The organism is uncultured Halovibrio sp., from assembly GCF_913056445.1.
Lineage (GTDB): Bacteria > Pseudomonadota > Gammaproteobacteria > Pseudomonadales > Oleiphilaceae > Halospina > Halospina utahensis_B.
In genome coordinates this window covers 31,539-48,805 of record NZ_CAJXMA010000015.1, presented here as the reverse complement: position 1 = coordinate 48,805, position 17,267 = coordinate 31,539, and the positions used below count along the sequence as shown (strand labels likewise).

General features: G+C 62.9%; 17 protein-coding genes. 12 read left to right on the top strand and 5 right to left on the bottom strand.

Going from position 1 to position 17,267, the window contains the following annotated elements:
* On the bottom strand, positions 1–422 hold a 422-nt coding region (locus QZ501_RS05255), incomplete at its 3' end, for an aminotransferase class III-fold pyridoxal phosphate-dependent enzyme (RefSeq protein ID WP_295717751.1).
* A 214-nt stretch (positions 423–636) separates the two neighbouring features.
* Here QZ501_RS05255 and grxD point away from each other — a divergent pair.
* The gene (gene grxD, locus QZ501_RS05250) at positions 637–975 is read left to right on the top strand and encodes a Grx4 family monothiol glutaredoxin (protein WP_151441319.1); all 339 of its coding nucleotides are present in this window, start codon (positions 637–639) and stop codon (positions 973–975) included.
* A gap of 2 nt (positions 976–977) precedes the next feature.
* Here grxD and QZ501_RS05245 read toward each other — a convergent pair whose 3' ends face one another.
* The 4 genes from QZ501_RS05245 to ccsA all read right to left on the bottom strand — a co-directional run bounded on the left by QZ501_RS05245 (position 978) and on the right by ccsA (position 6,171).
* Entirely contained in the window at positions 978–1,745 is a 768-nt protein-coding gene (locus QZ501_RS05245; protein WP_295717748.1) for a TonB family protein, read from the bottom strand.
* 29 nt (positions 1,746–1,774) lie between these two features.
* A complete protein-coding gene (locus QZ501_RS05240; protein ID WP_295717745.1) occupies positions 1,775–3,955 on the bottom strand; it encodes a DUF1631 domain-containing protein in 2,181 nt (726 codons plus the stop codon).
* 83 nt (positions 3,956–4,038) lie between these two features.
* On the bottom strand, positions 4,039–5,346 hold the full coding sequence (locus QZ501_RS05235) for an HlyC/CorC family transporter (RefSeq protein ID WP_151441316.1): 1,308 nt from the start codon (positions 5,344–5,346) through the stop codon (positions 4,039–4,041).
* Positions 5,347–5,376: 30 nt separating this feature from the next.
* The gene (gene ccsA / locus QZ501_RS05230) at positions 5,377–6,171 is read right to left on the bottom strand and encodes a cytochrome c biogenesis protein CcsA (protein WP_151441315.1); all 795 of its coding nucleotides are present in this window, start codon (positions 6,169–6,171) and stop codon (positions 5,377–5,379) included.
* Positions 6,172–6,260: 89 nt separating this feature from the next.
* Between ccsA and ffh the strand changes: the two genes are divergently transcribed.
* From ffh to prfB, 11 genes are all read left to right on the top strand, one after another.
* The gene (gene ffh / locus QZ501_RS05225) at positions 6,261–7,679 is read left to right on the top strand and encodes a signal recognition particle protein (RefSeq protein ID WP_151441314.1); all 1,419 of its coding nucleotides are present in this window, start codon (positions 6,261–6,263) and stop codon (positions 7,677–7,679) included.
* A 146-nt stretch (positions 7,680–7,825) separates the two neighbouring features.
* On the top strand, positions 7,826–8,071 hold the full coding sequence (gene rpsP, locus QZ501_RS05220; RefSeq protein WP_095617685.1) for a 30S ribosomal protein S16: 246 nt from the start codon (positions 7,826–7,828) through the stop codon (positions 8,069–8,071).
* 13 nt (positions 8,072–8,084) lie between these two features.
* Positions 8,085–8,621 carry a ribosome maturation factor RimM gene (gene rimM / locus QZ501_RS05215; protein WP_151441313.1) on the top strand — a complete coding sequence of 179 codons (537 nt, stop codon included), beginning with the start codon at positions 8,085–8,087 and terminating at the stop codon, positions 8,619–8,621.
* A gap of 54 nt (positions 8,622–8,675) precedes the next feature.
* The gene (gene trmD, locus QZ501_RS05210; RefSeq protein WP_295717741.1) at positions 8,676–9,431 is read left to right on the top strand and encodes a tRNA (guanosine(37)-N1)-methyltransferase TrmD; all 756 of its coding nucleotides are present in this window, start codon (positions 8,676–8,678) and stop codon (positions 9,429–9,431) included.
* 23 nt (positions 9,432–9,454) lie between these two features.
* Positions 9,455–9,811: a 50S ribosomal protein L19 gene (rplS, locus tag QZ501_RS05205; RefSeq protein WP_095617688.1), complete on the top strand. Its 357-nt coding sequence runs from the start codon at positions 9,455–9,457 to the stop codon at positions 9,809–9,811.
* Positions 9,804–10,709, top strand: coding sequence for a site-specific tyrosine recombinase XerD (xerD, locus tag QZ501_RS05200; protein ID WP_237416514.1), 906 nt, complete (start codon positions 9,804–9,806; stop codon positions 10,707–10,709). Before rplS ends, xerD begins: the two co-directional genes overlap by 8 nt.
* A 64-nt stretch (positions 10,710–10,773) precedes the next feature.
* Entirely contained in the window at positions 10,774–11,505 is a 732-nt protein-coding gene (locus QZ501_RS05195) for a DsbC family protein (protein WP_295717735.1), read from the top strand.
* Between the two features lie 111 nt (positions 11,506–11,616).
* On the top strand, positions 11,617–12,918 hold the full coding sequence (locus QZ501_RS05190; RefSeq protein WP_151441309.1) for a homoserine dehydrogenase: 1,302 nt from the start codon (positions 11,617–11,619) through the stop codon (positions 12,916–12,918).
* A gap of 32 nt (positions 12,919–12,950) precedes the next feature.
* Positions 12,951–14,357 (top strand): threonine synthase, encoded by a 1,407-nt coding sequence (gene thrC, locus QZ501_RS05185; protein ID WP_151441308.1) that lies wholly within the window; start codon positions 12,951–12,953, stop codon positions 14,355–14,357.
* 5 nt (positions 14,358–14,362) lie between these two features.
* Positions 14,363–16,087 (top strand): single-stranded-DNA-specific exonuclease RecJ, encoded by a 1,725-nt coding sequence (gene recJ, locus QZ501_RS05180; RefSeq protein WP_295717730.1) that lies wholly within the window; start codon positions 14,363–14,365, stop codon positions 16,085–16,087.
* 79 nt (positions 16,088–16,166) lie between these two features.
* Positions 16,167–17,262, top strand: a protein-coding gene (gene prfB / locus QZ501_RS05175; RefSeq protein ID WP_151441306.1) for a peptide chain release factor 2 whose coding sequence is annotated in 2 segments (ribosomal slippage) — positions 16,167–16,238 and positions 16,240–17,262 — 1,095 coding nt in all. Because the reading frame shifts where the segments join, the coding sequence is not laid out codon by codon here.
* Positions 17,263–17,267 lie beyond the last annotated feature (5 nt).

The window sequence follows — 17,267 nt, the reverse complement described above, 5'->3', positions numbered from 1 at the left end:
CCGGTGGCCGTCAGGGTCGCGAGGGTACGCCCGTGAAAGGCGTTTTCCATCACAATGATGCTGGGGTTGGTCACGCCGCGCTGGTGGCCGTAATGGCGTGCCAGCTTGATGGCCGTCTCGTTGACCTCAGCGCCGGAGTTGGCGAAGAAGGCACCGTCCATGCCGGTAAGGCTGCAGACACGGTGCGCCAGCTCCTGCTGGAGCTTGCAGTGGAACAGGTTTGAACAGTGGGTCAGGCGTTCCGCCTGTTGGCTTATGGCGCCCGCCACGCCGGGATGGCTGTGCCCCAGGCCGCATACGGCGATACCTGTGAAGGTGTCCAGGTAGCGCTGGCCCTCGGTATCATAGAGCCACATCCCGCGACCGTGTTCAAAGACGACGGGCAGGCGACCGTAAGTGTTGAGCAATGGCTGGTTCGCCATGGCAGAGGGCCTCACTGAAACAAAAAAGGCAGCCTTCAAAGCTGCCTCCGTGTGAAGCCAATACTAGCGTTAAACTCGGGGGCTGGCAAACCGGGCCGGTGGCTGCACGCTTCGCCGGAAGGCTGTAGCGAATAACCCAGTACAATGGTCAGGTATGGGTATGTCCTGTAGAATGAAGCCCGATAACGATCAGCGTGTTCCAGCTGGAGGATCAATGGACATCAACGACACCATCAAGCAACAACTCAGTGAAAACCCCATCCTGCTGTATATGAAGGGAACGCCCCAGGCGCCCCAGTGCGGGTTTTCCGCCAAGACGGTCCAGGCTCTCATGGCCTGTGGCCAGCGTTTCGCCTACGTGAATATTCTCGATAACGACGAGCTGCGCGAAGGGCTCAAGGTCTATTCCAACTGGCCGACCTACCCGCAGCTGTACGTGAACGGTGAGCTGGTCGGTGGCTGCGACATCATCCTGGAGATGCACGAAAGCGGTGAGCTCCAGGAAGTGGTGGACAGTGCCGCCGAGGCAACCGAGGATAATTCCGGCGCCTGAGATCACTCCGGCCGGGCCGGCTCGAATATGAGCCGGACACTGAAGCGGCGGCGTCCCTCCGGTGGCACCGGGAAGGGCGTTGCCGCCAGGGCGGCTTCCCGCGCCACCCCATCAAGCTCCGGGATCCCCGAGGGTGTGCCCACCCGGGCCCGCCTGAGGGCTCCATTGGTCATAAGCCTCAGATCCAGGACTACCTCTCTGGGCTCCTCCAGTTCCGCCAGAAGCGGCGTGTATTCCACTTCCCGGGCAATCTGTTCCCACAGTGCGATTTCGTAGTCTGAGCGTTCCCGTCTGTCGTCCTGGCTGAGCCGGGTAACCGGTGTGCGCGTATCGGCCTCGTTGGCCGGGGCATCGTGGCCGGCGTTACTGGCCGCCTTGTCCGGCGAAGGCGATTCTTCGGGCTGGGCAGCGGTTTCCCGGGGGGCATCCTTTCCGTTGGCTTTTCCAGCCGGTGAAGCCGTCGGCTCCGCGGACCTGTCTGTTGTGCCCGGTGTGGTGGCGTTGGCTTCGGGAGCGCTGGTTTCCGGGGCCTCATCGCGCGGGGCCTTCTGGTCCCGGGTTCGGGGCGGGGACTCCGGCTGCACCGGTGACCGCTGGTTGCTGCTGCCCGGCGGAGCGATGCGTACGCTGACAGCCGGCGCGGGCTCTTCTGGAGCCGGCAGGGAAAGCCACGCATTGACCAGGGTGCCCAGGACCACATGGATAAAAAGGGCCACCGACAGCGCCAGTACAAGCGGGTAAGGGGTCTGTTGGTTCGGGGGCTCTGTCATGTACTCCAGGGCCGTTGGCCGTCCATGCTTTAGCCGGCCTTGCGGTTCAGGCCTCCGACAACGGCATGCAGTGCCCGGTCGATCAGTGCGCCCTGCTCGAGCAGGGTCATGCGCCCGCGCCTGAGCTCGTGGGCCAGGTCGGCGCGGCTCTTTTCCGCCACCTTCAGGCCCATGCGGTTGACGAATACAAAGCTGTCGGCATCCTCAATGACTGCGGACAGCTTACAGCGGAATTGGGTGCCGTTGACAAGGTGAAATTCCACCCAGTCGCCGATGCTGATGGTTTCCAGCTTCTCGTAGTGCTCCGCCATGGCGGCATCCTCGAACGCCTGGCTCTGCTTGACCGCGGTCTGTACGACAGGTCCCGGGGGCGGGCCGTCCTCGGCCGCTTCCGCCAGGGCCTGGCGGCGGAAGGCCTGGGTGAGATCCCGTTTGAGGCCTGTCATGGTCTCGTCCAGCCGGTTGGCATTGTAGGAGACTTCCTCCAGGCCGGCCCTGATGGTCTTGATCAGGGTGGGCACAAGGCGCACCCACTGCTCACGGCCATCGCTTTCCGCCTGGGGGCGCAGGCACCACAGCAGGTCGTCCACAACCCTGACGGTATGGGCCCAGCGGTGTTCGTTGTCATCGCGCAGATAGGCCAGGAACATGACCCGGCTCCAGCCCTGGGTCAGCAGCTGGTGTACGTGTTCCGGGACATTCCGTCCGTCCAGCCGCTCCCGCAGGACCTGGTCGACCGTCTCCTGAGCGCGGCGGGACTTGATACGGCCCCTTTCGGATTCCCGCGTGCGCTGCTCGACCAGTGTCGCCTTGCGGGTCTCGCGCTGCAGGAACTGTTCGAACTCGTCGTACAGCGTTTCGAAGAGGGCGATGTCGCCATCAAATTCCTCCAGGATGCGTTGCACCACCCGCTGGATCTCGTTATACAGCCGATCCCGGTTCTTCTCGCTGTGGTCGTTCCATCCGATGCCTGCCCTCGCCAGGGCGTTGAGCAGCTTGCGCGCCGGGTGGGAGGGGTTGCTGAGGAAGGAGCGGTCACGGACCACCACCTTGAGAACCGGAATCTGCAGCCGGCTGATCAGTGCCTGGATCGGGGGTGAGAGGTTGCGGTCGTCGAGGATGAACTCGAACAGCAGGGCGACCAGGTTGATCAGGTCCTCGTCCATGGTCTCGAGTGCGGCCTGGTTACCCTGCGTCTCGGACTGGCGCTCCAGCAGCTCGCCCACCAGGCCGCGCAGATCGGGGCGGTCCGGGGCGCCCTGGCTCAGGTCGCTCCGGGGCTGGGGTTGGGGGATTCTTGAAAGCAAATCGTACAATTCCCTTTTGGATACGATATGGAAGGAGTCTGAGGGCGCGTTGCCCATGGCATCGGTGCTGTAGCGACGGTAGCCGGACAGCAGCGAGCTGATGCTCGACAGGAATTCCCTGGCCTCGTCACTGGCTTCCTGTTCCGTGCGGTCGCCCGTTTCATGCCGGGGGCGCTCCGGATCCGGGTGATCCTGGCTGCCCCGGGTATGGACCTCGTAGCGGAAATCCGGGATCACTCCGGCCTGGATCAGGATGCGGTTGGCCTCATCGAGCACGATGCCCAGGCTGGCGAGCAGATACCGGTCAAAGTGTTTGAGCAGGATGAGCCTTTCCCGGATCTGGATATCCAGGTCGGAACAGGCGTCACGGAACGCGCTGCACAGGTGCTCCGGAGCCAGCGGGTTCACCGTATGCTCGCGGTCATGGCCGGGATAGAGGGCTGTGAGGCGCGTCTGGAGCTGGAGCAGGGGGCCCTGGAAGCTGACCGTCGCCTTGGTGATCATGGCGTTGATGGCAACCTGTTCTTCAAGGTCGTCGTTGTCGACCAGTGACAGGCTGTCGGCATCGACGCTCTGTGGCTGGTCGTGAGTTTCCTCGGCGTTGCTCCCCGGGGGGTTGAGGAACAGGTTGGTCAGTGCCTCGCGGAATTGTTTCTCGATGCCCTTACGCTTGATGCGGATCTCGCGCATGGTCTCGAAGTAGCGGTTCTGGTCGTTGTTACTGCGTGCGCCGTTGGCCAGCTCGAACAGGGCATCATCAATGGCGTCCAGTGTGCCGCCCAGAAGATCGCACAGCCCGGGCGTTACCGTGTCACGGACCTGGCGGATCGCTTCGGGAAGGGTGCTGCCGTTACGCCGGCCCTGGCCGGGCGGAACGGGATGAATGCCGGATTGTTCGCTCATGGCGTGTCCCCACTGGCTCGCATGGCGCACTGGGCTTGCGATGTATACTCAGTGTACAAACACTAAACCATAATAACAAAGTGTTACTTGTCCGGTTTCTCATTTTCTGGTCCGGAGGGAGGCTCGGGGAGCTCAATCGGGTGGATGCGGACCGTGCGGATAACATTGTCCTTGATCTGGAGGGTTTCCAGTCGCATGCCGTGCAGCGACAGGCAGAGGTTGTTTTCCGGGATGGATTCCAGGTAGTCCGTGATCAGGCCATTGAGGGTCTTGGGGCCGTCCGTGGGCAGGTCCAGGTTCAGAGCCCGATTCAGGGTCCGGATGGGAGTGGTGCCGTCAACAATGGTGGTGCCGTCGCTCTGGGGCAGAATGTCCTGGCTGCTGCTGGAGGCGAAGTCGGTTGTGAACTCGCCCACGATCTCCTCGAGAATGTCCTCAAGAGTGGCGATACCGAGCACGTCACCGTATTCGTCCACCACGATACCGATGCGGCGGCGTTCCTTCTGGAAATTGAACAGCTGGGTGTGCAGCGGCGTGCTTTCCGGGATGAAATAGGGCTCCCGGCAGAGCTGCATCAGCGTGGCCTTGTTGATCTCATCCGTGTGCAGCAGGCGGCTGATGTTGCGCAGGTGAAGAATGCCCACGGTGTTGTTGATGTCGCTGCGGTAGACCGGCAGGCGGGTGTGCTGGCTGCCGCGTACGAGCCTGAGAATCTCATCCATGGGGTCATCCAGATCGATGCCCACGATCTCGTTACGCGGAACCATGATGTCGTTCACCGTGACCTTTTCCAGGTCCAGGATGCTGAGCAGCATGTCCTGGTGGCGGCCCGGCAGCATCGAGCCGGACTCATTGACCAGGGTGCGCAGTTCCTCCCGGCTCAGGTGGTCGCTGCCCTGGTCGCCTTCCAGGCGCACCCCCATGAGGCGCAGCAGGTTGTTGGTGATCAGGTTGAGGGTCCACACCACCGGGTAGAGCAGTTTCAGCAGTGGTCCGAGCGCGTGTGAGGCTGGGAAGGCGATCTTTTCCGGGTACAGGGCTGCCAGTGTCTTGGGCGTCACTTCCGAGAAGATCAGGATGATGATGGTCAGGCCGATGGTGGCGATGACGACACCGGCGTCACCCCAGATGCGGACCGCGATCAGGGTGGCGATGGCCGAGGCCAGAATGTTCACAAAGTTGTTGCCGATCAGGATGACGCCGATCAGCTGGTCCGTGCGGGCAAGGAGGCGGTCGGCGCGGAGGGCGCCCCGGTGGCCGGTCTTGCTGAGGTGGCGCAGCCGGTAACGGTTGAGCGCCATCATGCCGGTCTCGGAACTTGAAAAGAACGCGGACAGGATGATCAGCAGGAGCAGGATCGCGCTGAGCGTGGTTAATGAGGCTTCGTTCAAGGCTGAGGGTCCCTGTCCATACGGTGTTCGTCAGAGGATGACGTCAATGACCAGGCGGCTTCCGAAGTAGCCCAGGGTCAACAGAACGCAGCCGGCCAGGGTCCAGCGGCTGGCCACGGCACCCCGCCAGCCGCGGATCTGGTGCCCGAGGATGAGCGCGGCGAATACCAGCCAGGCCAGCAGGGTGAACACAGTCTTGTGGGCCAGCTGCTGGCTGAAGAGGTCCTGGACGAAAATGGCGCCGGTGATGATCGCCAGGGTGAGGATGGCAACCCCGGTGTGGATCAGCCCGAACAACAGCGCCTCCATGGTCTCCAGCGGTGGCAGCGCGCGCACCAGAAAGCCGCTGTGATGGGCCTTGAGGTGATGGTGCTGGAGATAGAGCAGGACAGCCTGGATTGCGGCCAGCGCCAGCAGGCTGAAGGCGGTGATGGCCAGACTGACGTGCAGCAGAACCCCCAGGTTGGAATCATCGATGATCCGGGGGCCGGTATAGAAAGCAAGTTTGACCAGAATGCTCAGCAGCGCGATTGGGTAGGCGATCAGCAGCAGCGGCTGCACCGGGTAGCGCAGGGACAGGATGAGCACCAGCGCTGCCAGTAGCGCGGCGATGGTTGTGCCGGCAACCAGCATGGAGAGGTTAACGCCACCCTCCAGGACCATGAAGCGCAGGGCGAAACTGAGATGGGCGGCAATGGCCAGAACCCCGGTGAACTGGGCAAGCCAGCCAGCGCGCTGGTTGCCTGATCGGATCCGCAGTGCCTGTAGCAGTGTTCCCGCACCGTAGAGGATGACAGCGGTGAAGGCGATGATGGTCGTGCCCATGTGTGTTGGTATGACCGGCTCCGGTTCGTCTCCAAGCGCTCAGTCTGGTTATAATGGCGTTAAACATCAACCGACAATTGCGGGCGTCCATGTTTGATAATCTGACCGATCGGCTCTCTGGAAGCCTCCGGAAGATCTCCGGCCAGGCGAAGCTGACCGAGAACAACATCAGTGAAACCCTGCGCGAAGTGCGTATGGCGCTGCTCGAGGCGGACGTAGCGCTGCCCGTGGTCAAGGACTTCGTCGAGAACGTGCGGCAGAAGGCCATGGGCCAGGAGGTGATGCGCAGCCTCACGCCGGGGCAGGCGTTCATCAAGCTTGTCCAGAGTGAACTGGAAGCCGTCATGGGGGCGGCCGAGCCGTTGAAGCTCGACGGCAAGCCCCCGGCGGTGATCATGATGGCCGGCCTTCAGGGCGCGGGTAAGACCACCAGTGTGGCCAAGCTGGCGCGCTATCTGAAGGAGCGCGAGAAGAAGTCAGTGCTGGTGGTCAGCGCCGACGTCTATCGTCCGGCGGCCATCAATCAGCTGGAGACGCTTGCGGGTGAGGTGGACGCCACCTTCTATCCGAGCAGCACCGACCAGGATCCGGTCACCATCGCCAACAACGCGGTGGATGAGGCACGCCGGCGTTTCATCGATGTGGTGATCGTCGACACGGCGGGCCGCCTGCACGTCGATAACGACATGATGGACGAGATCGGGCGGCTGAATAAGGCGGTCCAGCCCAACGAGACGCTGTTCGTGGTGGATGCCATGAGTGGCCAGGACGCGGCCAACACCGCGAAGGCCTTCAGTGAGGCGTTGCCGCTCAGTGGCGTCATCCTGACCAAGGCCGATGGTGATGCCCGCGGTGGTGCCGCGCTTTCCGTGCGCCATATCACGGGCCGGCCCATCAAGTTCATGGGTGTGGGCGAAAAGAACGACGCGCTTGAGGTGTTCCATCCGGACCGCATCGCTTCGCGCATTCTGGGCATGGGGGACGTGCTCTCCCTGATTGAGGATGCTGAGCAGAAGGTCGACCAGAAGAAGGCCCAGAAGCTCACCAAGAAGATCAAGAAGGGTAAGAAGTTCGATCTGGAGGATTTCCGGGACCAGCTCCAGCAGATGAAGAGTATGGGCGGCATGGGCGCCATGCTCGAGAAACTGCCCGGTATGGGTCAGTACCAGGAGATGGCGGAAAAGCAGGTCAATGATAAGTCCATCGGCCGCATGGAGGCGATCATCTCCTCCATGACTCCGCATGAGCGCCGCTACCCGGACGTCATCAGCAGTTCCCGCAAACGCCGCATTGCCTCCGGCTCCGGTGTGCAGATGCAGGAGATCAACCGCCTGCTCAAGCAGCACAAGCAGATGCAGAAGATGATGAAGAAGATGGGCAAGAAAGGCGGCATGGAGAACATGATGCGCGGCATGCAGGGTATGATGGGGCAGGGCGGTCCCGGTGGACCCGGAGGTGGGCCCGGCGGTATGGGCGGTGGTGGCATGCCTCCCATGGGGCGGCGCTGACGCCCGTTATCAATGCTTTTCAGGGCCGGCGTTTTACAGTAGAATGCCAGCCCTTTCGCACGGGCGTAACTGAGCCCGTGACAGCCGGTTCGCATGCACAGGCTTGCCTGAACTGATTATTCGAACGCAACAGGACAGTCGTTGAAATGGTAACAATCCGTTTGACACGAGGCGGCGCCAAGAAGCGCCCGTTCTACCACGTCCAGGTCACGGACAGCCGTAAGCCCCGTGATGGCCGCTACATCGAACGGCTGGGCTTTTTCAATCCGGTGGCGCGCGGCAACGAAGAGCGTCTGCGGCTCGACACCGAGCGTGCCCAGTACTGGATCGACCAGGGTGCGCAGCCCACTGAGCGGGTGAGCAGCCTGCTGAAAGAGGCGGCTTCCGAGTAAGGGAGTCGTATCCATGGGGGTCGGGGAAACCGTACTGGGCCAGATCACCTCGGTTTACGGGGTGCAGGGCTGGGTGAAGGTGTATTCGTACACTGAGCCCCGGGAAAATATCTTTCAGTACAGCAACTGGACCCTGGTGGATGGGCGTTCACCGTCCCGCGAGCCCCGCAAGGTCCGCCTTGTGACCGGCAAGCCCCATGGCAAGACACTGGTTGCCAGGCTTGAAGGCATTGAGGACAGGGATCAGGCGGCCAGCCTCTGCGGTCTCGACATCCGTGTTGAGACCAGTGAGCTTCCGCCGCTCGGGGAGGGCGAGTACTACTGGTACCAGCTCCAGGGGCTGCGGGTAAGGACTGCCGATGAAGGGCATGACCTGGGGGTGGTGGACCACCTGATCGAGACCGGGTCCAATGACGTGCTGGTGGTGCGTGCTGACGCAGCCAGCATGGATGGCAGGGAGCGGCTGATCCCCTTCCTGCCGGATGAGATTGTCCGATCGGTGAACCTGGAGGACGGTGTCCTCGAGGCTGACTGGGATCCGGAATTCTGAGAAACGGCCCGCGCACCGGGTGAACGGTCACGGGTCAGACAAGAGGCGCTCGGGTTGCGGGTTGCGGCCATCAGTATTTTTCCGGAAATGTTCCGGGCAATCACCGACTATGGGGTGAGCGGCCGGGCGGTTTCCGAAGGGCATCTGGTGCTGGACTGCATCAACCCCCGGTCCTTTACTCACGACCGTCATCGTACGGTTGATGACCGCCCCTACGGAGGCGGACCGGGCATGGTCATGAAGGCCGAGCCGGTGGAGGCCGCCATAGACGAGGCGGTTGAGCGGGTCGGCGGGGAGGCGAAGGTCATCTGCCTTTCGCCCCAGGGCCGGGTGCTTGATCAGGCGATGGTCGAGTCCTTGGCAGCGGAACCCGGTCTGGTACTGCTGTCCGGGCGCTACGAAGGCATTGATGAGCGCGTGCTGGAGTCGCGGGTGGATGAGGAGATCTCCATCGGCGATTACGTGCTCAGTGGCGGCGAGCTCGCGGCCATGGTTCTGGTGGATGCAGTAGTCCGCCAGATACCGGGGGTTCTGGGGCACAGCCAGTCCGCCGTGGAGGATTCCTTCGCGGACGGGCTGCTTGACTGCCCGCATTACACGCGCCCGGAGGAGCATCGCGGATCCAGGGTGCCGAAGGTCCTGCTCGGTGGCGATCACGAGCGGATCCGGCGCTGGCGGCTGAAACAGTCGTTGCAGCGGACCCTGATCAGACGCCCTGAACTGCTCCGCGAACGGGAACTGACCGCCGAGGAGCAGCGACTGCTGGCGGAGATTGAAAACGAACGGCCGGATGGCGGGTCGGATTGGTGACACATTCAGGAGTGAGCGAAACGATGAGTGGCAAGAACAGTATCATCCAGGAAATTGAAAACGAGCAGCTCAAGGACTCCGTTCCCGAGTTCGGCCCGGGTGATACCGTGGTCGTTCAGGTGCGGGTAACCGAGGGCAACCGCGAGCGTCTGCAGGCGTTTGAGGGCGTGGTTATCGGTAAGCGCAACCGTGGCCTGAACTCCTCGTTCACCGTACGCAAGCGCTCCTATGGCATCGGTGTCGAGCGGACCTTCCAGACGCATTCCCGCTTGATTGACAGCATTTCGGTCAAGCGTCGCGGTGATGTGCGCCAGGCGAAGCTGTACCATCTGCGTCAGCTCTCCGGTAAGGCCGCGCGGATCAAGGAAAAGCTTGGCTGAGGAACGCAACGAGCAACTGGTTGCGTCATTCAGTGAGTCGCTCTGGCTGGAATCCGGCCTGAGCGACCGCTCCCGGCTTTCCTACGAAAGCGATCTCAGACAGTTCGGACGCTGGCTCGCCCGGCAGTATCCTGAAAAGGATCTGTCCAGCGTGGACCGGAGCTGTCTCATGGACTACCTCTCCAGTGTGCTCTCTGCTGGAGCCCGCTCAAGTACGGCGGCCAGGCGTCTCTCCTGCCTCAGACGGTTTTACCGCTACCTCCTGCGTGAAGGCCTGATCGACGAGGATCCGACGCTGCGTCTGGACAGTCCGAAACTGGCCCGGCGTCTGCCGGATACTCTGACAGAGGCGGATGTGGAAGCCCTCCTGGATGCGCCTGACACGGAGGAAGCCATTGAACTCCGCGACAGGGCCATGATGGAACTGCTCTATGCCTGCGGTCTTCGGGTCTCGGAGCTGGTGGCGTTGCGGCTCTCCCAGGTGAACCGGCGCCAGGGTGTGGTTCGGCTTCTGGGCAAGGGCAACAAAGAGCGCCTGGTGCCCATGGGCGAGGAAGCCCTTGAATGGCTTGACCGGTATCTGCAGGAAGCCCGGCCGGAGCTGGCCGGGGGCGCCGGCACGGACGCCCTGTTTCCCGGAGGTCGTGGCGGGCACCTCACGCGCCAGGCGTTCTGGTATCGGATCCGGCGCTACGCCGTGCGGGGCGGCATCCACAAACCGCTCTCGCCCCATACCCTGCGCCATGCCTTCGCGACCCATCTGCTCAACCACGGCGCGGATCTCCGGGTGGTCCAGATGCTGCTGGGGCACAGTGATCTGTCGACCACCCAGATCTATACCCATGTGGCGCGGGAGCGGCTGCAGCAGCTCCACCAGACCCACCATCCCCGGGGCTGATCAACGACAGACCAGCGGAAATCCGGTATCCTCCGGAACATTGAAAGTGAACCCGGAGTTGATCATGAGACGCCTATCAGCCGCTTTTCTGCTGCTCGCTGCCATGCTGCTGACCACAGCAGCACAGGCGGAATCCCCGCAGGAGCGGATCCGCGAGCGCCTGAAAGAGAGCTTTCCTGACATGCCCTTGGACAGCATCCGGGAAACGGAACGTGAGGGCCTGTACGCCGTTCAGGGTGGCGGTAACCTGATCTATACAACCGCTGATGGCCGCTATCTGTTCACAGGCCAGATGCTGCGTCTTGGCGACGATGGCATCGCCAATCTGACCGAGCAGACCCGTACCCGGCAGCGCCGACAGACGCTGTCGAAGCTGGACAGCGGTGAGATGATCCGTTTCGGGCCGGATGAAGGCGGGGTCAAGGCCGATCTCTATGTGTTCACGGACACGACCTGTGGCTACTGCCGCAAGCTTCACCGTGACATGGAGGCCCTGAATGACCTGGGTATCCGGGTCAACTATCTGGCCTATCCCCGGGGAGGTCCCGGCAGCAAGGGCGCCCGGCAGCTGAATGCGGTCTGGTGCTCGGACGATCGCCGCAGCGCCATGACACGGGCCAAGCAGGGAGAGTCCGTATCCGCGGGCCAGTGCGAGTCACCGGTACAATCCCACTTCCGGATGGGGCGTGCATTCGGCGTCCGCGGAACACCGGCGCTGGTTACGGAATCCGGCCGCATGATCCGGGGCTACAAACCCCCGAGAGTCCTGGCGAGGGAGCTCGGGCTCGACGGCTGACGTAACCGTAACGCTGGGAGGTTGTCGAGTTTTTTTCGGCGCGCAAAGCGTATAACATGCGCGTTTCCCCGGCATTGACGTGCATTTTTCAAGCGAACGAGAGGTGGCCAGTTGAAGGACGTGAACATCGGAATCTGTGGTCTCGGGACCGTTGGTGGCGGAACCTGGGAGGTCCTGCAGCGCAACGCCCGGATCATCGCCGGTCGTGCCGGCTGCAACCTGCGCGTGGCGCGTGTAGCGAACCGGAGCCCGCGCCCGGACCTGGGTCTGGGTGACACGCCGTTCTCCACGGACTTGAACGATGTGGTCAATGATCCGGACATCGATATTGTCGTTGAGCTCATCGGGGGCTATGACGATGCCCGCCGTCTGGTGCTGGCCGCCATCGAGCAGGGCAAGCATGTGGTCACCGCGAACAAGGCCCTGATCGCACAGCACGGCAATGAGATCTTCGACGCGGCCCGGGAGAAGAACGTCATTGTCGCCTATGAGGCGGGCGTTGCCGGTGGTATTCCGGTCATCAAGGCGATCCGGGAGGGACTGGCCGCCAACCGGATCCAGTGGCTCGCGGGCATCATCAACGGCACCGGCAACTACATCCTCACTGAGATGCGGGCCGGGCGCGATTTCGATGAAGTGCTGAAGGAAGCCCAGGAACTCGGGTATGCCGAAGCCGATCCCACCTTCGATGTTGAGGGGATCGATGCGGCCCACAAGCTGACCATCATGGCCTCGGCCGCCTTCGGCGTACCACTGCAGTTCGACCGGGCCTATACCGAGGGCATTGCCAATATCACGCCCTACGACATCACCCACGCGGAAGCTCTGGGTTACCGGGTCAAGCACCTGGGCATCGCCCGTTCCCGTGAGGATGGCATTGAGCTGCGTGTGCACCCGACACTTGTGCCCGAGAAGAATCTGATTGCCAAGGTCGACGGCGTTCTCAATGCCGTGCTTGTTGATGGTGATGCGGTCGGCCAGACCATGTACTACGGCCCGGGTGCCGGGGATGAGGCCACGGCCTCCGCGGTGATCGCGGACCTGGTGGATGTGGCGCGTACCGTGTCGACCGACAGCGCGCAGCGCGTGCCCTATCTTGGCTTCGAGTCTGATGCGGTGACCGATCACCGAATCCTGAGTCCGAACGAGATCCGCTCGGCCTACTATCTGCGCATCCAGGCGCTGGATCGGCCCGGTGTGCTCGCCAAGGTGGCCTCCATCATGAGCGAGAACGGCATCAACATCGAATCCATCATGCAGAAGGAATCCGAACTGCATGACGGCCAGATCCCGGTGATCCTGCTGACCCATACGGTTCTGGAGAAACAGGTCAACGATGCCATTGCCGAAATGGAAGCACTGCCCGAGGTAGAGGGCAGGGTGGTGCGCATCCGCGCCGAGAACTTTCTCTGAGAACTGACCCTGGACACTGACGGAATACTGCCTTGAGATACATCAGCACCCGCGGGCAGGCGCCCGCGCTCAGCTTTGAAGACGTGCTCCTGCAGGGGCTTGCCACTGACGGCGGGCTCTACGTGCCCGAAACCCTGCCGCGCTATACGCCGGAGGATCTGATGGCGCTGCGTGGGCTGCCCTACGACGAACTGGCCTGCCGGGTGATGTATCCCTTCGTCGAGGAATCCATTGCCGAGGACGACTTCCGGGCCATGGTCCGTGAGACCTACGCCGGTTTTACCCACCGTGCGGTGGCGCCCCTGGTGCAGCTGGATGCCAACGAATGGGTCATGGAACTGTTCCGGGGCCCGACGCTGGCGTTCAAGGATTTCGCCCTGCAGCTGCTGGGCCGGCTCCTGGACCATGTTCTGGAAAAGCGTGGCCAGCACGTGGTGATCCTGGGTGCCACCTCCGGCGATACCGGTTCGGCGGCCATTGAGGGTTGCCGCCACTCAGAGCACGTGGACATCTTCATCCTGCATCCCCACGGGCGGGTCTCGGAGGTGCAACGGCGCCAGATGACCACCGTGCTCAGCGACAACGTCCACAACATCGCGGTGGACGGGAATTTCGACGACTGCCAGAAGATGGTCAAGGCCAGCTTTGCGGACCAGTCCTTCCTGGAAGGCAAGACCTCCCTGGTGGCTGTCAACTCCATCAACTGGGCCCGGATCATGGCCCAGATCGTCTATTATATCTACGCCTCACTGGCTCTGGGCGGTCCGCACCGCAGCCTGGCTTTCTCGGTGCCCACCGGTAATTTCGGCGATATCTTCGCTGGCTACCTGGCAAGGCAGATGGGTGTGCCGGTGCAGCAGCTGGTGGTCGCCACCAACCAGAATGACATCCTGCACCGGTTCATCAGCGGTAATCACTACGAGACCGGCAAGCTGCAGCACACCCTGTCGCCGAGCATGGACATCACCATCTCAAGCAACTTCGAGCGGCTGCTGTTCGACCTCTATGGTCGCCATCCAGAGAGCGTGGTTCAGTTCCTGAAAAGTGCAGAGCATGGTGCTGTGTCACTGGAAAATGACCGCTGGAAATCAGCCCGCGGGCTGTTCGACAGCCTCTCAGTGAACGATGAGCGCACCTGTGAGGTGATTGCCGAAGTCTACGGCGAAACCGAGTACCTGCTGGACCCGCACACGGCCATTGGCGTGGAGGCGGCGCGGCGCTGCCGGCGTGATGCCACCGTGCCGATGGTGACCATGGGGACCGCGCACCCGGCCAAGTTCCCGGATGCCGTGACCCGTTCCGGCGTGCCCCGCGAGGCGGCACTGCCCGAGCACCTCTCGGATCTGATGGAGCGGGAGGAGCGGTTCACGGTGCTGGACAACGACCTCGCCACCATTCAGCAGTTCATGGCCCGTAACTGGCGCTACGCCGACAGCTGAGCCCTATGCAGCAGACCATCGTTCGGCGTGTTGGCGCCGGCGGGGATGCCCTCGCCAGTGCCGATCTACATCCTCTCCTGCGGCGGCTCTATGCCGCCCGGGGCGTCATGGACGCCAGCCAGCTCGACTATGGCCTTGCCTCCCTGGCTCGCCCGGAGGGCTTCCTGGGGATGGAGATGGCCGCCTCCACGCTTGCCAATGCCGTGATGCAGGGGCAGCGGATTACCATCGTGGGCGACTTTGACGCCGATGGCGCTACCAGCACGGCGTTGGCGGTGCTGGCACTCACCCGCTTCGGTGCCCACCAGGTGGACTACCGTGTGCCCAGCCGCTTCACGGATGGCTATGGCCTGACGCCGGGCATTATCGACCAGCTGGCGCAGGAGGGCAGCCTCCCGGATCTGATCCTGACCGTCGACAATGGCATTGCCGCCCATGAAGGGGTGGCCAGGGCCGGGGAGAAGGGCGTGCGCGTCGTGGTCACAGACCACCACCTGCCCGGGGAGACGCTTCCGGGGGCCGAGGCCATTGTCAATCCCAACCAGCCAGGCTGCGGGTTTCCCACCGGCAATACGGCCGGCGTTACCGTGACTTTCTATGTGATGAGCGCGCTGCGCAGACACCTGGAAGTGGCCGGATGGTTTGCCCAGGCGCCTCCGGCAATGGCGGAATACCTGGATCTGGTGGCACTGGGCACGGTGGCGGACGTGGTGCCCCTGGATCACAACAACCGAACCCTGGTGGCCCAGGGGCTGCGCCGTATCCGTGCCGGCCGGACACGCCCCGGCATCCGGGCACTGCTTGAACTGGCTGCTCGGGATGCGGATGCGCTGGAAGCGACGGATCTGGGGTTTGTCCTGGGCCCGCGCCTCAACGCGGCGGGCCGCCTGGACGACATGGCCGTGGGCATTGAATGCCTGCTGACGGAGGATGAGGGCGAGGCGCAGCGCCTTGCCTCCGAACTGGACCGCCTGAACCGCGAGCGCCGGAACATTGAGTCGGACATGCGCGGCGAGGCGGAGGCGGCATTGGCCAGGCTGCACCTGGATGAGGGCGAGCTGCCGCCGGTGCTCTGCCTGCACGATGAACAGTGGCACGAAGGCGTGATCGGTCTTCTGGCCTCGCGCATCCGCGAACGCTTCCACCGTCCGGTGATCGCCTTCGCCCGCGGTGGTGAGGGGCTGCTCAAGGGCTCGGCCCGTTCCGTGCCAGGCCTGCATATCCGGGACCTGATCGCGGAGCTCGATGCCCGCCATCCGGGGCTTTTGAATCGTTATGGCGGCCATGCAATGGCGGCTGGCATGACCCTGACTGACTCCGGTGTGGACCGGTTCCGGGAGGCAGTGACGGAACTGGTCCGCGAGCGGGTTGAGCCGGAGCTTCTGCGCCCGGAGATCCTCAGTGACGGTGAACTGGAGCCATACTGGTTGACCCTCGAAACCGCCCACCTTCTGTCCAGCGGCGGACCCTGGGGGCAGGGGTTCCCCGAGCCGGTGTTCGACGGTGAGTTCGAGCTCCTGGAGCAGCGGATTGTGGGCGAGCGCCACCTCAAGCTGCAGATCGGCGTGCCCGGATGGAACTCACCGCTGGACGGCATCGCCTTCAATATCGACACCGATCAGTGGCCGTGCGAATGCCGGCGGGCCCGGCTTGCCTACCAGCTGGATGCCAACCGCTTCCGCGGGCGCGAGCGGCTGCAGCTGCGCGTACTGCATCTGGAGCCGCTGTAAGCCGCGTATTCAGTGCCCTGCGCATTCGTTACAATAAGCCATCTTTCTGACATGCCCACTCAACAAGAGGCCGTCGGCTATGGAAACCAATCCGATCATTCAGACCATTCGTGACCTGGAAGCGCGTACGGAAGCGCTTAGGGGGTATCTTTGACTACGACAGCAGGAAGGAACGGCTGACGGAAGTCGAACGCGAACTGGAACAGCCTGAAGTCTGGAACAATCCGGACCGCGCCCAGGCACTGAACAAGGAGCATGCCAGCCTGCATGCCATTGTTTCCACGCTGGACCGGCTGAGCACCGGCATCCGCGATGCGGAAGAGCTGCTCCAGATGGCCGAGTCCGAGGAGGATGAGGCGGCCGCCAATGACGTGACCGGCGAACTCCAGACCCTGGAAGGGGAGCTGGAGAAGCTGGAGTTCCGGCGGATGTTCTCAGGCGATATGGATGCCAGCAACTGCTATCTGGACATCCAGTCCGGCTCCGGCGGCACGGAGGCCCAGGACTGGGCCAATATGCTGCTGCGCATGTACCTGCGCTGGGCCGAGGCCAAGGGTTTCAAGTACGAGGTGCTCGAGGCCCAGGACGGTGATGTGGCCGGTCTCAAGAGCGCCACCATCCGGATCGAGGGCGAGTACGCTTACGGCTGGCTGCGCACCGAGACAGGCGTGCACCGGCTGGTGCGCAAGTCGCCCTTTGATTCGGGCAACCGCCGGCACACCTCCTTTGCCTCCGTGTTCGCCTCGCCGGAGATCGACGACAACATCGAGATCGAGATTGACCCCTCGGATCTGCGGATCGACGTGTACCGCGCCTCCGGCGCCGGTGGCCAGCACGTTAACACCACGGAATCCGCGGTGCGGATCACCCACCAGCCCACGGGCACCGTGGTGGCGAACCAGAGCGGCCGCTCCCAGCACCAGAACAAGGATTACGCGATGAAGCAGCTGCGCGCCAAGCTTTACGAGCTGGAGCTGCAGAAGCGCAACGAGGAGAAACAGGCTGCCGAGAACAACAAGTCGGACATCGGCTGGGGCAGCCAGATCCGCTCCTACGTTCTGGATGACCAGCGCATCAAGGATCTTCGTACGCGCGTGGAAACGAGCAATACGCAGAATGTGCTCGACGGGAGTCTTGATCAATTCATCATCGCCAGTCTCAAGCAGGGCCTGTAACCACC

Bases quoted from the DNA above. Each gene is read 5' to 3' on its own strand.
- grxD (WP_151441319.1), top strand. From the start codon at position 637: ATGGACATCAACGACACCATCAAGCAACAACTCAGTGAAAACCCCATC.
- QZ501_RS05245 (WP_295717748.1), bottom strand. From the start codon at position 1,745: ATGACAGAGCCCCCGAACCAACAGACCCCTTACCCGCTTGTACTGGCG.
- QZ501_RS05240 (WP_295717745.1), bottom strand. From the start codon at position 3,955: ATGAGCGAACAATCCGGCATTCATCCCGTTCCGCCCGGCCAGGGCCGG.
- ccsA (WP_151441315.1), bottom strand. From the start codon at position 6,171: ATGGGCACGACCATCATCGCCTTCACCGCTGTCATCCTCTACGGTGCG.
- ffh (WP_151441314.1), top strand. From the start codon at position 6,261: ATGTTTGATAATCTGACCGATCGGCTCTCTGGAAGCCTCCGGAAGATC.
- rpsP (WP_095617685.1), top strand. From the start codon at position 7,826: ATGGTAACAATCCGTTTGACACGAGGCGGCGCCAAGAAGCGCCCGTTC.
- rimM (WP_151441313.1), top strand. From the start codon at position 8,085: ATGGGGGTCGGGGAAACCGTACTGGGCCAGATCACCTCGGTTTACGGG.
- rplS (WP_095617688.1), top strand. From the start codon at position 9,455: ATGAGTGGCAAGAACAGTATCATCCAGGAAATTGAAAACGAGCAGCTC.
- QZ501_RS05195 (WP_295717735.1), top strand. From the start codon at position 10,774: ATGAGACGCCTATCAGCCGCTTTTCTGCTGCTCGCTGCCATGCTGCTG.
- recJ (WP_295717730.1), top strand. From the start codon at position 14,363: ATGCAGCAGACCATCGTTCGGCGTGTTGGCGCCGGCGGGGATGCCCTC.